The following is a 17,129-nucleotide window of genomic DNA, read 5'->3' as shown; positions in this document are numbered from 1 at the left end:
GCCCATTGGGCCGGCGCGTCAATGCGGCCGCACCGGCAGGTCGGGGGCGCCAGTCACCACGCAGCGGGTGCGGCGGTAGATCGTCGGCATGCACCGGTTGCAGTGGATGCACTCCGAATGCGCCGAACCGTCTTCGCGGATCCGGTTGACCAGGTCGGGCTGCGCCAGTAGCGCCCGCGCCATCGCGACGAAGTCGAATCCCTCCGCCATGGCCAGATCCATCGTCTCCCGGTTGGTGATCCCGCCGAGCAGGATCAGCGGCATCGACAGCTCGGCGCGAAACAGCCGGGCGTCGCGCAACAGGTAGGCGTCGCGGTAGGGATATTCGCGCAGGAACCTGTTCCCGGTCATGCGGATGCCCCAGCGCAGCGGCGGCTTGAACGCTGCGGCGAATTCCTCGACCGGGGCGTCGCCGCGAAACAGATACATCGGGTTGACCAGTGAACTGCCGGCGGTCAGCTCGAGCGCGTCCAGCCCGCCGTCGTCTTGCAGCCACTTGGCGGTAATCAGCGCCTCCTCCACCGCGATGCCGCCGCGCACCCCGTCGGCCATGTTGAGCTTGGCGGTCACCGCGATCTGCCGATCCACAGCATGGCGGACCGCCATCACGATGCCTCGTGCGAGCTTGGCCCGGTTCTCCAACGACCCGCCGAACTCGTCGTCGCGCCGGTTGATCAGCGGGCTCAGGAACGAACTCGCTAAGTAGTTGTGTCCCAAGTGAATCTCGACCGCGTCGAAACCCGCCTCGACCGCCAGCCGGGCGGCGTGGGCGTGCGCGGCGATGACGTCGTCGATGTCTTCGCGAGTGGCCTTGCGGGCAAAGCGCATCGCGATCGGGTTGAAGACCCGCACCGGCGCCAGCGCCGGGGCCTTGTTGGAGCGCGCGTCGGCCACCGGGCCGGCGTGGCCGATCTGCGCGCTCACCGCCGCGCCCTCGGCGTGCACGGCCTCGGTGAGCCGGCGCAGCCCGGGCACGGCCTCCGGGCGCATCCAGATCTGGTTGCCGCCGGTGCGGCCGCCGGGAGAGACCGCACAATAGGCGACGGTCGTCATCGCGACTCCTCCGGCGGCCGGCAGCCGGTGGTATTCGATCAGGTCGTCGGTGACCAGCGCCTCAGGTGTGCGGGCTTCGAACGTCGCGGCCTTGATGATCCGGTTGCGCAGTGTCAGCGGTCCGAGCTGGGCCGGGGCGAACACGTCCGGGGCTGCGGTCATATGAGGAGCCTAATGGCGCATGCCAGACTGTCAGCGTGGGTGCGATCAGGCTGGACGGCAAGACCACGCGCGACGAAATCTTCGTCGACCTCAAACAGCGGGTGGCGGCATTGACCGCAGCCGGCCGCACCCCGGGATTGGGCACCATCCTTGTCGGCGACGATCCCGGGTCACACGCCTATGTCCGGGGCAAGCACTCCGATTCCACCAAGGTGGGTATTACGTCGATCCGCCGCGACCTGCCAGCCGACATCAGCCAGGCCAAGCTCGACGAGACCATCGACGAACTGAACGCCAACCCCGACTGCACCGGTTACATCGTGCAGTTGCCGCTGCCAAAGCACCTCGACGAGAACGCGGCATTGGAGCGCGTCGACCCGGCGAAGGACGTCGATGGTCTGCATCCGACGAACCTGGGGCGGCTGGTGCTCGGCACCCCGGCGCCGCTGCCGTGCACTGCGCGCGGCATCGTGCACCTGCTGCGTCGCTACGACGTGCCGATCGCAGGCGCCCACGTGGTCGTCATCGGGCGGGGCGTGACGGTCGGTCGCCCGTTGGGCCTGCTGCTCACCCGTCGCACCGAAAACGCCACAGTTACCTTGTGTCACACGGCAACTCGCGACCTAGCTGCACTAACGCGACAGGCTGACATCATCGTCGCGGCCGTCGGTGTGCCCCATCTGGTGACGGCCGACATGGTCCGTCCGGGTGCCGCGGTCGTCGACGTCGGGGTCAGCCGCACTGAGGCCGGGCTAATCGGTGACGTGCATCCGGATGTCTGGGAGGTGGCCGGTCATGTGTCACCCAATCCCGGCGGCGTCGGCCCGTTGACCCGGGCGTTCTTGTTGACCAACGTCGTCGAATTGGCGGAGGCAGCGGCGTGACCGTGCGTGACCACACCCGAAGGATCGTGGCCGCACAGTGGCCCATCCTGGTGGTGGTGCTGATCTTTATTGCGGCGTTTACCCTGGCGGGCTTGAACTTCTGGCGACGCGGCGCATTGCTGATCGGCATCGGCGTCGGCGTGGCCGCAATTTTCCGGCTGCTCTTGCCCGACGCGCGCGCGGGACTACTAGCAGTGCGCAGCAAGGGAATTGACTTCTTCGCACTGGCGGCGGTCAGTGCTTCGATGTGTTACATCGCCGCGACGATCGACCCGCTGGGAACCCGTTAGATACCTGGCACACCAGGCAATTGCGGAAGGTTCGGCAGGTTGCCGTTGGCGATTGACGCCATCATCGACGGACAATACATCGATATCGCGATGCTGGTGAACATCTGCGCCATGGCCGGTGACATACCGTTTTGGCCGGTGATGCTCGACGCGGCCGAGGCAAACGTTCCGCCCGGCTGGGCCAGCATCGGGCAGACGGACTGGCCCAGTGCGACGGCGCCTGCGGGATCGCCGTAGTTGACCCCGGAGTTGCTCAACGCCGAGAGAAATTGCTCGTCAACGGAATTCGCCTGGGCGGGTGCTGCCCAGGCGGCCGCCGCAATGACGGGGATCACACACACCGGCACAATTCGCGCCCGCCGCATCTGCTGCTCCTCACCTTCGACTCTGCACAGCAACAGTGCTGTATCGCCGTCACGTCTGCGACACGGCGGGGTAAAGGTTTGCGCACAGTTCATGCGACACGTCGCTGGGGCAGCATGGTTTTCGGCGCCCTTTGGCAGACAATGCGCAGATGACAGCACCGTGGGAGCCCAGTGTTGGCTGGTGAAATCTCCCGGCAGGCCTTTTTGCGGGGCGCCGCCGGAGCGTTGGCCGCTGGCGTGGTTTTCGGCTCGGTTCGGGCTACCGCGGCTCCCAACCCCTCCGGCTGGGAAGGCCTTTCGGCCGCCCTTGGCGGGCATGTGGTGCTGCCGAATGACGGTGCCCAATTCGCCACGGCCAAACAGGTTTTCAACACCAACTACAACGGCTTAACACCGGCGGCGATCGTGATTCCCAGTTCGCCGGCCGACGTGCAGAAGGCGATGGCGTTCGCTGCCGCCCACAACCTCAAGGTCGCGCCGCGCAGTGGTGGGCACTCCTATGTCGGGGCGTCAACCGCCACCGGCACCATGGTGCTGGACCTGCGTCAACTGCCAGGAGGAATCAATTTCGACCCTGCAACCGGATACGTCACGGTAACGCCCGCCACCGATTTGTACGCGCTACACCAGGCGCTGGCCGGGGCCGGTCGGGGCGTCCCGACGGGTACCTGCCCGTCGGTCGGTGCCGCGGGCCATGCCCTGGGCGGTGGATTGGGTGCCAATTCCCGGCACGCGGGGCTGATGTGTGACCAACTGATGTCGGCGTCGGTGGTGCTGCCGGGTGGCCGGGCTGTCACCGCTTCTGCCGCGGAGAACCCCGACCTGTTCTGGGCGTTGCGCGGTGGCGGCGGTGGCAACTTCGGGGTGACGACCTCGCTAACCTTTGCCACGTTTCCCACCAAGGACCTTGATGTGGTGAACCTCAATTTCCCGCCGCAGGCGTTCGCACAGGTCCTTGTCGGTTGGCAGAATTGGCTGCGATCGGCCGATCGAGGCAGCTGGGCCCTGGCTGACGCCACCGTCGACGGACTGGGGACGCACTGCCGGATTCTCGCAACCTGCCCGGCCGGATCGGGCGGCAGCGTGGCGAACGCCGTCGTCAAAGCCGTGGGCCTGCAACCGACCGGGACAGAGACACACACGTTCAATTACCTGGATGTGGTGAGATATCTGGCTGTCGGGAACCTCAACCCGTCCCCACTCGGGTATGTCGGTGGCTCGGATGTTTTTCCGGTGATCACCCCGGCCGCTGCCCAGGGGATCGCCGCGGCGGTCGAGGCGTTTCCCCGCAACGCGGGCCGCATGCTGGCGATCATGCATGCCCTCGACGGTGCTCTCAGCGAGGTGGCACCGGCGTCCTCGGCCTTTCCCTGGCGTCGGCAATCCGCGCTGGTGCAGTGGTACGTCGAGACATCCGACGTACCGGCGGCCACCCGCTGGCTTGACACGGCACATCAAGCGGTCCAACCGTATTCGGTCGGAGGCTACGTCAACTACCTGGAGGCGAACCAGCCGGCGTCGCGGTATTTCGGCGCGAATCTGGCCCGAATGACGGCCGTAAGGCAGAAATATGATCCGGGCCGGGTCATGTTCTCTGGATTGACCTTCTGACCGCTCATCGCGAAGTCCCTTGCGCCACTTCCGCTCCATCGGCATCTTGGCGAGGATCCTTGTCGGTGCGTGTCGTTAGCATCCGGGTTGTGGTTCTGCGCAGCCGCCAGGAGATAGCCGCGACATTCGATGAGCTCGAGGCGGTGCTGCGGCGCTGCATGGAGTTGTCGGTTGATGCGATTGAGCACCACGGAGCGGTTTGAGGTGTCGGAGCGCTGTGAGCGGGTGCGCCGTCGTTTGCCGGCGATCGAGCATGAGGTGACCAATCGTATCGGGCGCGAGGCCACTGCCGAGGAGCTGGGCGGTAAGTTCGCGCATGCGTTGGCCGAGTGGCTGTTGGTCACTCGCGCTGAGGCGGGCCGCCGCATCGGGGAAGCCCGGGATTTGGGGCCGCTCACCGGATTAACCGGTGAGCCGCTGCAGCGGGTGCTCGCGGCCACCGCTGCTGCCCAGCGTAAGGGCAAGATCGGCGCTGGCGGCGTGGCGGTGATCCGCCGTTTTTATCATCGGCTACCGAGTTGGGTGGATGCGCCCACCGCCGAGCGCGCCGAGTCGAAGCTGGCCGGCCTGGGGTCGCGGTTTCGGCCCGACCAGGGCCGCGCCGGGTATGTGCAACGGCACCGACGAGCCACCGTGTGTGGACGGCACGCCCAGCCAGGAAGCCGTCGACGGTTCACCACGTCACCGATTACGCCAAATGCCGCTCCACCGACGTCAACGACTTGACATTGGCCTGCGGCACCAACCACCGCATCGTCAAACCCGGCGGCTGGCAAACCCGCAAACGCAAAGACGGTGGCACCGAATGGATTCCTCCCCCTCACCTGGATCGTGGCCAGCCCCGCATCAACCTGTTCCACCATCGGCGAGAAACTGCTCCGCGACCGGGACGACGACGACGAAGACCACTAAGTTGACAGCGTGGCCCGAACACAGACCGTGATGTACGGCAGCGCAAGGCCGTTGTTGTTGGCCAGCGCCGGGTGGGTGGCCAGCAGCTCACGCACCCGATCCAGCGTCTTGGTGCGCACATCGGCCGGCGAGGTGATGCAATAGCTGCGCGATGCCACCAAGTCGATAAGTGCTTGCGGTGTAAGGTAATTCGTCCACTCGACGCGGTGACGTTCCAAGTCGGTGAACGGGCGGGGCAGCATGACGCGCTCGCTGACCGGGTCGGCGTCACTGCCGATGATCTGGCCGAGTTCGCGCACCCAGCCCAACCGCTCGTCGCGGGTGTTCCACACCAGACCCAGCCGGCCCCCCGGCCGCAGCACCCGGATCACCTCGGGGATCGCGCGGGCCGCCTCGAACCAATGCCAGGCCTGTGCGACGAGAACGGCATCAACACTGTTGTCCGGCAACGGTATTTCTTCGGCGGTGCCCAACAGCGCGGGCGTGTCCGGCAGCGATTTGCGCAGCACGTCGAGCATCTCGGGGATCGGGTCGACGGCCACAACGTCGAGCCCGCGTTCGACGAGCCGGGTCGTCAGCTTGCCGGTGCCGGCACCCAAGTCGAGCACATCGTGAGCCCCGGTCGGCAGTAGCCAGTCGATCGCCTCAGGCGGATATGAGGGGCGGCCCCGCTCGTAGGCGGCCGCCTCCGAGCCGAACGACAGCGAGCGGTCTTGCCGGGAGCGGGTCACCGCGGCCGAGCGCCTTCAGCCAACTCGAGCGTGCGCCGGATCAACTTGCCGACGGCTTCGGATTCCACCAGAAAGCCGTCGTGGCCGTAGATCGAATCGACAACCTGAAGCTCGGTGCAGCCGGGCAACAGCTCGGCCAGTTCCTCCTGCAGGCGAAGCGGGTACAACCGGTCTGAGGTAATCCCCGCGACCACCGCCGGCACCGGGCACCCGCGCAGCGCGGCCGCGACGCCGCCGCGGCCCCGGCCGACGTCGTGGCTGTTGAGTGCCTCGGTAAGCACCACATAGCTGCCGGCGTCAAAGCGCGACACCAGCTTGCTGCCCTGATGCTCGAGGTAACTCTGCACTGCGTAGCGGCCGCCGGTGGCCGGATCTTCTTCGCCCTGAGTGTCATTGGCAAACCGCGTATCCAACTCGATTTCGCCGCGATAGGTCAGGTGCGCGAAACGGCGGGCGATCTCCAGCCCGGCTACCGGTTCGCGGCCGGTGGCATAGTAGTCACCGCCCTGCCAGTTCGGATCGGCCTTGATAGCCGCGATCTGGGTGCTCTGGGTGCCGATCTGGTCGGCGGTGGCCCGCGCGCTGACCGCCAGCAGCAGCGCTGACCCGACCTGGTCGGGGTGGCTGACGATCCATTCCAGAGCCCGTGCCCCGCCCATCGACCCGCCCAGCACCGCGGCGACCTCGGTGATGCCCAGCGCGGCCAGTGCGGCCACATCGGCTTCCACCTGGTCGCGCACCGTTATCTTCGGAAACCTCGACCCCCAGGGCCGTCCGTCACGGGCAAGCGAGCTGGGCCCGGTGGACCCGCGGCAGCCGCCCAGCACATTGGTGGCGATCGCGCACCAACGGTTGGTGTCGATCGGCGCACCGGGGCCTGCCACACCGTCCCACCAACCCGGCGTCGGATGCCCTGGCCCCGCGGGGCCGGTAATGTGCGAATCGCCGGTCAGCGCATGCAACACGACCACGACGTTGTCGCGCGCGGGCGACAATTCGCCCCAGCGTTGCACCGCGATGCAGACGTCGTCGATCACCGCGCCGCTTTCCAGCCTCAGCGAACCGATGTCGACCAACCCCACCTCGCCTTCAGCGGGCAGTCTCTGGGTCGGCACGTCGGAGATCGTCACCTCAGACCTCCTCGCACGGGCCGTACTGTTTCGGGCGTAAGGCCAGGCGCCGGCGAGCGCGTCGTTCGACGACGGCGGTGCTGGGTTGGCGATGCGGGTGTCGATATTGGCCGGGGGCCGCGGCGTGCGCGGCGTCGCTGATCCCGGTGGTGCTGTCAGGGTGGTGTGCGAGGCTCACGTGGCGTCTTTCTGGTGGAAGTCGGAAGGTGTGCGTCGTAGTCGCAGTCGCGCGGGACGTCACCAGCGATGACGTCTGCCGACAGCAGGGGGTTAGCGACGACGGCGCATGATGGGCCAACCCAAATGGGTACGCATCAGGTATCCCTGTCTACTCAGGGGGCCCGTCATGGCGGACCCGCGCTTGCCGCGTAGCCGGTGATGGCTACTCAACCTGGTCATCACCCGGGGCACCCCACCGCGGTTGGAGGGTTGCCGGCCAGCAAGCCGGGGCTTGGCGCTGGCGCTCATGACCGATAGGAAGCCTATCGTATTGGGCCGCCCCCGTGCCAGCGAGCCCGGACAACCCGTGGTCGAAGCTACCGATGAGTAGGAATGACGGCCGCCAGCGGCCCAATTCGCGCCTTGTAGTCTGACGTGACGAGCGGCTGATCGCTATGGCCCCTGCGGCCATCCGTATGCGCCCACAAGGCGTCAATCTTTGCGTAGGAGGAGTCGGACTCACATGTCCAGCGCACCCAAGATCAAGGTCGAAGGCACGGTAGTCGAGCTCGATGGCGACGAGATGACCCGCGTCATCTGGAAGTGGATCAAGGACTTGCTGATCTTTCCGCACCTCGACATCAACTTGGACTACTACGACCTGGGCATCGAGCACCGCGATGCCACCGACGATCAGGTGACGATCGACGCGGCCTATGCCATCAAAAAGCACGGCGTGGGCGTCAAGTGCGCGACAATCACGCCAGACGAGGCCCGTGTCAAAGAGTTCAACCTCAAGACCATGTGGTCGTCGCCTAACGGGACGATCCGAAACATTCTGGGCGGCACCATATTCCGCGAGCCGATCATCATCTCGAATGTGCCGAGGCTGGTTCCGGGTTGGACCAAGCCGATCGTCATCGGCCGTCATGCGTTCGGGGACCAGTACCGGGCGACGAATTTCAAGGTGGACCGGCCCGGCACCGTGTCGCTGACCTTTACTCCCGAAGACGGCGGCGAGCCGATCGTGCATGAACTGGTCAGGATCCCCGAGGACGGCGGTGTGGTGATGGGGATGTACAACTTTCGCGAGTCGATCCAGGATTTCGCGCGGGCGTCGTTCGCCTACGGGCTGCAAGAGAACTACCCGGTGTATCTGTCCACCAAGAACACCATCCTCAAGGCCTACGACGGCATGTTCAAAGACGAGTTCCAACGCGTCTACGACGAGGAATTCAAGGACAAGTTCGAAGCCGCGGGGCTGACCTACGAGCATCGGCTGATCGACGATATGGTTGCCGCCTGCCTGAAGTGGGAGGGCGGCTACGTGTGGGCCTGCAAGAACTACGACGGCGACGTTCAGTCGGATACGGTCGCGCAGGGCTACGGCTCGCTGGGCCTGATGACCTCGGTGCTGATGACCGCCGACGGCAAGACGGTGGAGGCCGAAGCCGCCCATGGCACCGTAACCCGCCACTATCGCCAGTACCAGCAGGGCCAGCCCACCTCCACCAATCCGATCGCGTCGATCTTCGCCTGGACGCGCGGGCTGCAGCACCGCGGCAAACTGGACAACACCCCCGAGGTCATCGACTTCGCGCAGAAGCTGGAAGACGTCGTGATTTCCACGGTCGAGGGCGGACAGATGACCAAAGACCTGGCCATCCTCATCGGGCCCGAGCAGCCCTGGCAGAACAGCGAGGAGTTCCTCGGCTCGATCGCCGACAATCTGGAAAAGGCGCTCAGCTCGAGCTGATCGCCCGGACCGGGGGACTGTACTCGTCGAGGAAGTCGGTGATGACCTCGGTGATCCGGCCCGGCGCCTCGAACATCGGGATATGCCCCAGGCCGTCGAGGGTGGTCACCCTGGTTGCGGGCGGCAGATAGGTGGTGAAGTGCCGGCTGTACCGGCGTGGCGGAAAGACGCGATCTTTCTCACACAGCACGAGGTGCGTCGGGACGGCGGTGTGTGCGAGATCCATCAAACCGGGCAGCAGCAGCGTTTTGGCCAGCAGCTGGAAATACGCGGGGCAGTGCGCAACGTCGTCGATGATGTCCACGAGTTCTTTCTCGCTAACCCCGTCCGGCGTTCCGCTGATCGCCAGGGTCGCCAGCCGGCGGCTGAACGGCAGCCGCAGCGCCCGCGGTCCCAGCCAGCGGGCCGCCGCCCACATCGGCATGCCCAGGACGAATTTGGCGATTACCTGGTATTTGCCCGGACTCCAACGCGTCCAGCCGCCCGCCGGCGCGATCGCGGTGACCGTCCGCGCCCGGGCGCGACGTTCGAGTTCGAACGCCACCCAGCCGCCCAGCGAGTTGCCGACGATGTGGGCGGTGTTCCAGCCCAGCTCGTCGAGTTGACGCTCGACGTGGTCGGCCAGCGCTTCGGAGCTCAAAAACCAGGTGCCGGAGTGCGGTCCGCCGTGGTGGCCGGCCATGGTCGGGGCGAACACCTCGTAGCGGCCGGTGTCGACCAGTTGCTGGGCCACCGTCTGCCACACCCGTTGCGACATCAGGAACGGGTGAAGCAGCAGGACCGGCTCACCGGACCCGAGGTGGATGGGCTCGCGAGTCGTCATGCCCGCGACACTAGGGTGATACCGGCGGTACCGCAAGCGTGGGCGAGCGGCCGGCCGCGGCGTGACAAGATCGAGTCATCATGAGCACCGCAACCCCAACCCGCCGGGTCTTCTCCGGTGTGCAGCCCACCTCGGACTCGCTTCACCTTGGTAACGCGCTGGGGGCCATCAAAGGCTGGGCGGCGCTGCAGGACGACTACGACCCGTTTTTCTGTGTCGTGGATCTGCACGCGATCACCGTCCCCCAGGACCCGGAGGTGTTACGGCACCGCACGCTGATCACCGCCGCGCAATACCTGGCCTTGGGTATCGACCCGGTCCGCAGCACGATCTTTGTGCAAAGCCATGTGCCCGCTCATACCCAACTGGCTTGGGTGCTGGGCTGTTTCACGGGTTTCGGTCAGGCATCGCGGATGACGCAGTTCAAAGACAAGTCGACACGTCAGGGCGCCGAGTCGGCGACCGTGGGTTTGTTCACCTACCCGGTGCTGCAGGCCGCCGACGTGCTGGCCTACGACACCGAACTGGTCCCGGTCGGTGAGGACCAGCGTCAGCATCTCGAGCTGGCGCGTGATGTCGCCCAGCGGTTCAACAGCCGGTTCCCGGATACCTTCGTCGTGCCTGAGCTGCTGATTCCGAAAGTCACCGCCAAGATCTACGACTTGCAGGATCCGTCGTCGAAGATGAGCAAGTCGGCGGCCACCGATGCCGGGCTGATCAATCTGCTCGACGATCCCGCCTTGTCCGCCAAGAAGATTCGCTCAGCTGTGACGGACAGTGAACGGGAGGTTCGCTACGATCCGGACGCCAAGCCGGGCGTGTCCAACCTGCTGTCCATTCAGTCCGCGGTCACCGACGTCGACGTCGACACACTGGTCGCGCGCTACGCCGGGCACGGGTACGGCGACCTTAAGAAAGACACCGCGGAGGCCGTCGCGCAGTTCGTCACTCCTATCCGCAAGCGGGTCGAGGAGCTCATGGGTGACACCGCCGAAGTGGAAGCAATACTGGCCGCTGGTGCGGCGCGCGCCCAGGATGTGGCCGGCAAAACCGTCCGGCGGGTCTATGACCGGCTCGGTTTTCTTCCCGCGTGCCCGTAGGCAGCATGAGCCCACCGGCCAAACCAGCGATTCTTGATCGGCTGCGGGCCCGCTACGGCTGGTTGGATCACGTGATGCGCGCCCACGAGCGCTATAGCGAGCGCAGGGGCAGCTTCTTCGCGGCGGGCCTCACCTACTACACGATCCTTTCGCTGTTCCCGCTGCTGATGGTGGGTTTCGCGGTCGCCGGCTTTCTGCTGTCGCGCCAGCCCGAGCTGCTGGCCGAGATCGAGGGCCGGATCGAGACGTCGGTGTCGGGCAAACTCGGCAAGCAACTGGTCAAGCTGATGAACTCGGCGATCGCCTCGCGCGGGTCGGTCGGCCTGATCGGCCTGGCGGGTTCGGCGTGGGCGGGATTGAGTTGGATGGCGAACCTGCGTGAGGCACTCAGTGCGATGTGGGCCGAGCGAGTCACGGCGTCGGGGTTCGTCCGTACCAAGTTGTCCGACCTGGCGGCGATGGTGTCGGCGTTCGCGGCGATCGCCGCCACCATCGCGCTGACCGCGCTGGCCGATGCCGCGCCGATGGCCAAGGTGCTGGATTGGCTGGGCCTGCATTATGCCCCGGCGCTCGACATTGTCTTACGCGGGATTTCGCTGCTGTCGTCGTTGATGGTGTCGTGGCTGATGTTTACCTGGATGATCGCCCGGCTGCCCCGCGAGCCGGTCAGTGTCGCGATCTCGATGCGGGCTGGCCTGCTGGCGGCCGTGGGGTTTGAAGTTTTCAAACTGGCGGGGTCGATCTACTTGCGGTCGGTGTTGCGCAGTCCGGCCGGTGCCGCGTTCGGGCCGGTGTTGGGTGTGATGCTGTTCGCCTACATCACTGCGCGCCTGATTCTCTTTGCCGCCGCCTGGGCGGCGACGTCACCGGAGAACCTGCGTGCGGCGCCGGTACCGCCGCCTCCCCCGGCGCTGATCGCCCCGCGGGTGCAGCTCGACGAAGGTCTTAGCGCCCGTCAGGCATTGGTCGCTGTGGCGGTGGGAGCCGTTGGCGCACTGGGACTTTCACGGCTTGTACGTCGGCGGTCATCCGCACCGAGGTCATCGCGGGCGGCGACCCACCTCGCACCACGCCGGTAAGCCCGCGGTGCGATTTCCGGCCGCTTCAGGCCGGGGATGCAGCCGATGACACCGGCGATCAGCACCACCTTGACCGGTGACGCGGCTTCGTCGCCGGTCAGCATGGCATAGGCAACCGTGAGCGCCGCCCCGATGCCGACCCAAACCGCGCAGCTCGCCCCGGTAGGCAGGCTGCGCATCGCGACGGCCAGGCCGGTGTTGCCCCTCCACCGCGCCGTCTTGTCGCTGGCCGGGTACGGCGCGCCCCTCGCCCGGTGTCTGCCGCTGACCGGCCCGACAGTAGCAAACGGACGACCAGCGGCCGCCGGCCTCGTTCTGCCTGCAGAAAGAATGCTGTTGTGCCACATGTCTTCTGGCTTGCAGGTCCCCTTGGGACGCTTCGTTGTTCCGGTTCGTTTGGCGCACCGTGCCCCCGGGGCGATTTCACTAGCGCGCCCGGCCCAAAGCTGCCGCGAAGCCGTGCCAGCGGTGTTATGGTCCCGTTGGGTCGGGATATCGCTCGTTCACCGGAGGTGCGCTCATGGCGAACTCTGTCATGGGCGACCTTGTTAGTCAGCTGCGTCTTGCGTTCCACCGTTTCCAGGACTGGGCCTACCCGGATGAGATCGACCACGCGGTATTCCGCGCTTACATGAAGACGCCACACGATGTCGGCGGTGAACCCGATGCTCCGGCCGTCTTCGAAGAAAAAGAGGAAGAGCAATGGGAGCTCAACACGTTCGTGACATGTGAGGTCATGGGCTGGCGCGGCATCTGGACATCCGAGGAGCGGCGACGGCTCGGCAACGTCGACGTCGGGCGCACGAAATATCTCGGCTTGCCGTACTACGGGCGCTGGGTGCTGGCCGCTGCCCGCTGTCTGGTGGACAAACGCCACATCACGCTCGGCGAGCTGATCGAGCGCGTCGCCGAGGTGCGCGAGCGCCGCGCGACAACCGGCACCGCCTTCCTTGAAGCCGCGCCTCGCACGATCGGGGACGGCAAGGCGGTCGCCAGAAACCGTCACCACACCGAAGCGCTCGGAAAGGGTGATCCCCAATACTTCGCCGGCACTGCCGGCACCCCCCGCTTCGTGGTCGGCGATGCGGTGCGGGTGCGGGACCTGCCGACCATCTTTTACACGCGCACTCAGGAGTACCTGCGCGGCAAAACCGGCACGGTCGTCAAAGTCTCATACGAGAGCCTCACACCGGAAGACGAGGCGTTCGGCCGCGACGACCAAAAGCCTGAGTGGTTCTACATCGTGCGGTTCAAAATGACCGACCTGTGGCAGCCGTACACGGGCTCCTCGAACGACACGCTGCAGGCTGAGATTTCGGAACGGTGGCTGCAGCCCGCCACCTAGGCCGCGGCTTCCGAGAGCAGGCAGGATTCCGACATGGCAGACGAAAACGACAGGTTCGAGACGCTGCCCGACGGCGGTCAACAGCATTCGACACCCATGGTCGACGAGATTACCGACTTCGAGGTGCTCGAAATTGCACTGCGGGAGCTGGCGATTGAGAAGGGGCTGTTCACCGCCGAGGAGCACCGCCGCTATACCGAATTCGTCGAGCAGCTCGGGCCGGCGCCCGGTGCGCGACTCGTCGCCAAGGCTTGGCGCGATCCGGATTTCAAGCAGTTGGCACGACAGGACGCCATCGCCGCTTGCCGCGAAATTAGGAGTTGACTGGTTGCAACCCACTGGGTTTGGCACGCCCAGTGACTTCACTTCGCTGCAGGTGCTCGAGGACACCCCGACGCTGCATCACGTGATCGTGTGCACGCTGTGCTCCTGCTACCCCCGACCCATCCTGGGAAACTCGCCCGAGTGGTACCGGACGCCGAACTACCGCCGTCGGATGGTGCGGTGGCCGCGCCAGGTCCTCGCCGAATTCGGCCTCTACCTTCCAGAGGAGGTTGAGATCCGCGTCGAAGACTCCAATTCCAAGCACAGGTTTCTGGTGCTTCCGCTCCAGCCGCCGGGAACGGAGGATTGGACTGAGCAACAGCTCGCGGAGATCGTCACCCGGGACTGCATGATTGGCGTCGCCCTTCCCAAGCCCGGCGTCACCTCCAACGGGGACCGTCCCGTGCATCCAGCGATTCACCCGGCGGAAAACTACTAGGTGCATCGAGATGCCCGACGACCGTGATGTTTCGAACGTCCGAGTGCAGACGCTGGAACGAATTGCTGCCCACGGACAGGTGTGGTCGCAGCTGGCGTCGAAGTATGGCGTCGGAAACCCTGTGCCGCCGTGGAAGTCAAGCCTCGACGCAATGTGCGACGCACTCGACAGGGAAGGCATTACGCTCCCTTTGCTGATCCGCCGCCACGACGAAGACCGCCTGTCCGACCAGGTTTACAAGGCAGTTCCGTTCCCGGAAAGTCAGCTCCTCGCGCTGGCCCATTCCCTGATCGCCCGCAATGTCATCGACGAGGCTGCGCTTGCCGACCGCATGGAGCTGGTGCGGGCGCGGTTGGAAAGCCGTTAGCTCTCGCTCACCCAGTCGCCGTTGGCCATGACCGCGCGCACCTGCAAATCATGGCTGAGCGCAACGAGATTGGCATCCAGACCGGTGCGCAAACTACCCACGTGGTCGAACCCCAGCACACGAGCGGGGGTGGTCGACGTCGTCTTCGCGGCGGCGGCCAGTCCCTCGTCCGGGTCCGAAGCCAGTCCAGCCACGGTGCGAAAGAGCTGATCCATGGTGGCTGTACTGCCGGCCAGTGTGGAGGTTCCGTGCACGCGCGCCACGCCCGCGACGACGTCGAGCTGCTGCGTTCCACACCGAAACGGCCCGTCGGCGCAACCGGCCGCCGCGGTGGCATCGGTGACCAGGGCGACGCGGTCGGGTCCGGCGGCTTCGATGACCGCATGCACCAGCGCGGGATGAACGTGAACCCCGTCGGCGATCAGTTCGAGGGTCACCCGCGGGTCCTGCAGCAGCGCCAGCGCGGGACCGGGCTCGCGGTGGTGCAGCGGCCGCATCGCATTGAACAGATGGGTGCCGACTGTCACGCCTTCGGCGATCGCCAGACGGGTCTGCTCGTAAGTCGCATCTGTATGGCCAACGGCCACAATGATTTCCGCGTCTCTGAAGCGCCTGATCGCTGTCGTGCTCCCCGGAAGCTCTGGTGCCAGCGTCACCATCCGGATCGTGCCGTTGCCGACGGCAAGGACGGCGTTGATCTCGGCGACGTCCGGATTGCGCAGCTGGGCGGGATGGTGTGCTCCGCATCGCACCGGGTTCAGCCACGGCCCTTCCATGTGGATGCCGGCGATGACGCCGGCCCGGGTCGCCTCGGCGAGCGCACCTACCGCCGCCAGCAGGTCCGCGGGCCCCGCACTGATCAGGCTGGCCAACGTCGTCGTGGTGCCATGCCGTCGGTGAAAAGCGGCGGCAGCGGCGATCTCATCACCGCGCCCGTCGGTGTACCAGCCGCCGCCCCCGCCGTGCACATGCATATCGACGAACCCCGGCACCACCACCGCGTCGGGGAAATCGACGTCGGGCGGCCGCGGCGGTGTACCCGAGCCGCAATCACTGATTCGACGGCCAGCGATCGCCAACCACCCAGGCCGGCAGACCTTGCCATCGAGAACCATTGTGCCAGCAGAGATTAGGCTCACAGCGTCGTGTCCGGCCCGCGCGGCCCGTGTTCCCGAGGCGACCGCCCGATTTGTCATGCTCCAAAGTCTGTCATCCGCCCGATGGTGCGGCGGTCGCCGATCGCTGCGTCCTACCCGTCGCCGGGTCTCGCCGGTTCGGGGTCGACGTGCTGGTCAGCGTCACGCGGCTCGCCGAACGCCCTGCGTCGTCGGCTGCGGGCGGCGGTTCAGCGACCGCGCAACCATGATCAGCCCGAACACGACAAGCGTGCCGATAATGGCCACGCCCACCCGCACCGGCAGCGCATCGGCGGCCGGCGTGATGTCCGGAGCGCGGGCCGCAGCGCCGTCGTCGGCGCCGGTGGCGGGTTTAGCGGCCACCAGCGCTGGATCGGGTTCGATGAGCGTCCCAACCCGGGTGCCCGGCGCGGTAGCGAACCCGTAGTCGAGCAGATGCGCTGCCTGCTGCCACGGCGGAATCGGCTCCCGGGTGCCGTGCAGCAGGACCACCATCAGCCGGCGCCCGTCCCGGTTGGCCGCGCCGACGAACGTCTGCCCGGCGTCGTCGGTGTAGCCGGTCTTGCCGCCCAGCGCGCCCGGATAGTTGTAGAGCAGCTGGTTGTCGTTCTCCAGCTGGTAGCCGGGACGATCGCCGTGGCCCGGGAAATCGAAGGTCCGCGTTGCCACAATGTCAGCGAATGTGGGGTTCTGCCAGGCGTAGCGGTAGAACAACCCGATGTCGTAGGCCGAGGTGCTCATGCCCGGTCCGTCCAGACCGGACGGGGTGGCGACGCGGGTGTCGCGCCCACCGAGCTTGCCGGCCAGAACGTTGATCTTTTCCAGCGCGACCTGCATACCGCCGAGCTGCATCGCCAGTGCGTGCGCCGCATCGTTGCCGGAATGCATCAGCAGCCCGTGCAGCAACTGGTTGACGGTGTAGGTCCCGCCGGCTGTGACGCCGACCTTGGTGCCCTCCACGGCGGCGTCTTCGGCGGTACCCTCGACGGTCTTGTTGAGACTGAGCTCGTTGATCGACGCCATGGCCACCAGCACCTTGATGACGCTGGCCGGGCGGTGCCGGCCGTGCGGGTCCTTGGCTGCGATGACCGCGCCGCTGTCAAGGTCGGCAACCAGCCAGGCCTCGGCGGAGATGTCGTTTGGCACCGGCGGGGTGTTGGGTGCGGCGACGACGCCACAGCCACCCAGCGCATTGCCGCCCACCGGGGTGGCGGGCACCGGCAGGGGAGCCGGCGGGTCTTTGGCCGTGGGAATCTCCGAGGAGTCGACCGCGGGCGGGGTGGACACCCGATACGGGCAGGTGTCTTGTCCGGCGGGCTCGGCGGTCGCGACCGGCACACTGGGCACCGCAGCCAGGAAAAGCACCGTAGCCAGGCATGTCGCGGATCGTTGGAGGGCCATCGTCACAGCAGAGTAGGCGATCAGCGAGCGAATTCTGCGGAGCCGCGCTGCGACCGGTGTCG

The 17,129-nt window shown here is 66.4% G+C and carries 16 protein-coding genes, 3 pseudogenes and 2 riboswitches; of the genes and pseudogenes, 11 read left to right on the top strand and 8 right to left on the bottom strand.

Translation table 11 applies throughout. The features are described 5' to 3' along the window. Positions 1-18: 18 nt before the first annotated feature. Positions 19-1,215 carry an NADH:flavin oxidoreductase gene (locus MHEC_RS19010; protein WP_048891826.1) on the bottom strand — a complete coding sequence of 399 codons (1,197 nt, stop codon included), beginning with the start codon at positions 1,213-1,215 and terminating at the stop codon, positions 19-21. Between the two features lie 35 nt (positions 1,216-1,250). Here MHEC_RS19010 and MHEC_RS19005 point away from each other — a divergent pair, with 35 nt between their 5' ends. Further along, positions 1,251-2,099 carry a bifunctional methylenetetrahydrofolate dehydrogenase/methenyltetrahydrofolate cyclohydrolase gene (locus MHEC_RS19005; protein WP_048891827.1) on the top strand — a complete coding sequence of 283 codons (849 nt, stop codon included), beginning with the start codon at positions 1,251-1,253 and terminating at the stop codon, positions 2,097-2,099. Then, the gene (locus MHEC_RS19000; RefSeq protein WP_048891828.1) at positions 2,096-2,389 is read left to right on the top strand and encodes a DUF3017 domain-containing protein; all 294 of its coding nucleotides are present in this window, start codon (positions 2,096-2,098) and stop codon (positions 2,387-2,389) included. The genes MHEC_RS19005 and MHEC_RS19000 overlap by 4 nt, the downstream gene beginning before the upstream one ends. Here the strand turns inward: MHEC_RS19000 and MHEC_RS18995 are convergent. Beyond that, positions 2,386-2,754 carry a DUF732 domain-containing protein gene (locus tag MHEC_RS18995; RefSeq protein WP_048891829.1) on the bottom strand — a complete coding sequence of 123 codons (369 nt, stop codon included), beginning with the start codon at positions 2,752-2,754 and terminating at the stop codon, positions 2,386-2,388. The genes MHEC_RS19000 and MHEC_RS18995 overlap by 4 nt on opposite strands. Positions 2,755-2,928: 174 nt before the next feature. Between MHEC_RS18995 and MHEC_RS18990 the strand changes: the two genes are divergently transcribed. The 3 genes and pseudogenes from MHEC_RS18990 to MHEC_RS18985 form a co-directional block, all read left to right on the top strand. Beyond that, the gene (locus tag MHEC_RS18990; RefSeq protein ID WP_048891895.1) at positions 2,929-4,365 is read left to right on the top strand and encodes an FAD-binding oxidoreductase; all 1,437 of its coding nucleotides are present in this window, start codon (positions 2,929-2,931) and stop codon (positions 4,363-4,365) included. Between the two features lie 65 nt (positions 4,366-4,430). Continuing rightward, positions 4,431-4,568 carry a hypothetical protein gene (locus MHEC_RS25120; protein WP_412176933.1) on the top strand — a complete coding sequence of 46 codons (138 nt, stop codon included), beginning with the start codon at positions 4,431-4,433 and terminating at the stop codon, positions 4,566-4,568. A gap of 7 nt (positions 4,569-4,575) precedes the next feature. Then, positions 4,576-5,277, top strand: a pseudogene (locus MHEC_RS18985) (DUF222 domain-containing protein); the annotation flags it as partial. Here the strand turns inward: MHEC_RS18985 and MHEC_RS18980 are convergent. Both MHEC_RS18980 and metX read right to left on the bottom strand, forming a co-directional pair. Further along, entirely contained in the window at positions 5,274-6,008 is a 735-nt protein-coding gene (locus MHEC_RS18980) for a class I SAM-dependent methyltransferase (RefSeq protein WP_048891831.1), read from the bottom strand. The pseudogene MHEC_RS18985 and the gene MHEC_RS18980 overlap by 4 nt on opposite strands. After that, positions 6,005-7,138, bottom strand: a complete 1,134-nt coding sequence (gene metX, locus MHEC_RS18975) for a homoserine O-acetyltransferase MetX (RefSeq protein WP_048891832.1) — start codon at positions 7,136-7,138, stop codon at positions 6,005-6,007. The genes MHEC_RS18980 and metX overlap by 4 nt, the downstream gene beginning before the upstream one ends. A gap of 352 nt (positions 7,139-7,490) precedes the next feature. After that, positions 7,491-7,610, bottom strand: a riboswitch (SAM riboswitch). Positions 7,611-7,820: 210 nt separating this feature from the next. Between metX and MHEC_RS18965 the strand changes: the two genes are divergently transcribed. Then, positions 7,821-9,053 (top strand): NADP-dependent isocitrate dehydrogenase, encoded by a 1,233-nt coding sequence (locus MHEC_RS18965; RefSeq protein WP_048891833.1) that lies wholly within the window; start codon positions 7,821-7,823, stop codon positions 9,051-9,053. Here MHEC_RS18965 and MHEC_RS18960 read toward each other — a convergent pair. Beyond that, a complete protein-coding gene (locus tag MHEC_RS18960; RefSeq protein WP_048891834.1) occupies positions 9,040-9,876 on the bottom strand; it encodes an alpha/beta fold hydrolase in 837 nt (278 codons plus the stop codon). The genes MHEC_RS18965 and MHEC_RS18960 overlap by 14 nt on opposite strands. Positions 9,877-9,956: 80 nt before the next feature. Here MHEC_RS18960 and trpS point away from each other — a divergent pair, with 80 nt between their 5' ends. Together trpS and yhjD are read left to right on the top strand one after the other, a co-directional pair. Further along, positions 9,957-10,976, top strand: a complete 1,020-nt coding sequence (gene trpS, locus MHEC_RS18955) for a tryptophan--tRNA ligase (RefSeq protein ID WP_048891835.1) — start codon at positions 9,957-9,959, stop codon at positions 10,974-10,976. A 5-nt stretch (positions 10,977-10,981) separates the two neighbouring features. Continuing rightward, on the top strand, positions 10,982-12,055 hold the full coding sequence (yhjD, locus tag MHEC_RS18950; RefSeq protein ID WP_048891836.1) for an inner membrane protein YhjD: 1,074 nt from the start codon (positions 10,982-10,984) through the stop codon (positions 12,053-12,055). A 23-nt stretch (positions 12,056-12,078) separates the two neighbouring features. On the opposite strand, the pseudogene MHEC_RS24510 reads toward yhjD, so the two are convergent. Continuing rightward, positions 12,079-12,252: pseudogene (locus MHEC_RS24510) on the bottom strand (DMT family transporter); the annotation flags it as partial. An 11-nt stretch (positions 12,253-12,263) separates the two neighbouring features. Next, positions 12,264-12,333: riboswitch (guanidine-III (ykkC-III) riboswitch) on the bottom strand. Between the two features lie 242 nt (positions 12,334-12,575). Here MHEC_RS24510 and MHEC_RS18945 point away from each other — a divergent pair. From MHEC_RS18945 to MHEC_RS18935, 3 genes and pseudogenes are all read left to right on the top strand, one after another. Continuing rightward, on the top strand, positions 12,576-13,400 hold the full coding sequence (locus MHEC_RS18945; protein ID WP_048891837.1) for an SH3-like domain-containing protein: 825 nt from the start codon (positions 12,576-12,578) through the stop codon (positions 13,398-13,400). Between the two features lie 33 nt (positions 13,401-13,433). Then, positions 13,434-14,163 (top strand): annotated as a pseudogene (scnC, locus tag MHEC_RS18940) (thiocyanate hydrolase subunit gamma). A gap of 10 nt (positions 14,164-14,173) precedes the next feature. Continuing rightward, positions 14,174-14,530, top strand: a complete 357-nt coding sequence (locus tag MHEC_RS18935; protein ID WP_048891838.1) for a hypothetical protein — start codon at positions 14,174-14,176, stop codon at positions 14,528-14,530. Here the strand turns inward: MHEC_RS18935 and nagA are convergent. Together nagA and dacB1 are read right to left on the bottom strand one after the other, a co-directional pair. After that, entirely contained in the window at positions 14,527-15,645 is a 1,119-nt protein-coding gene (nagA, locus tag MHEC_RS18930) for an N-acetylglucosamine-6-phosphate deacetylase (RefSeq protein ID WP_275999149.1), read from the bottom strand. The genes MHEC_RS18935 and nagA overlap by 4 nt on opposite strands. A gap of 183 nt (positions 15,646-15,828) precedes the next feature. Beyond that, a complete protein-coding gene (dacB1, locus tag MHEC_RS18925) occupies positions 15,829-17,067 on the bottom strand; it encodes a D-alanyl-D-alanine carboxypeptidase DacB1 (protein ID WP_048891839.1) in 1,239 nt (412 codons plus the stop codon). Between the last annotated feature and the right edge of the window lie 62 nt (positions 17,068-17,129).

This window comes from Mycobacterium heckeshornense (assembly GCF_016592155.1).
Taxonomy (GTDB): domain Bacteria; phylum Actinomycetota; class Actinomycetes; order Mycobacteriales; family Mycobacteriaceae; genus Mycobacterium; species Mycobacterium heckeshornense.
This window is presented reverse-complemented; position numbering and strand designations above follow the sequence as displayed.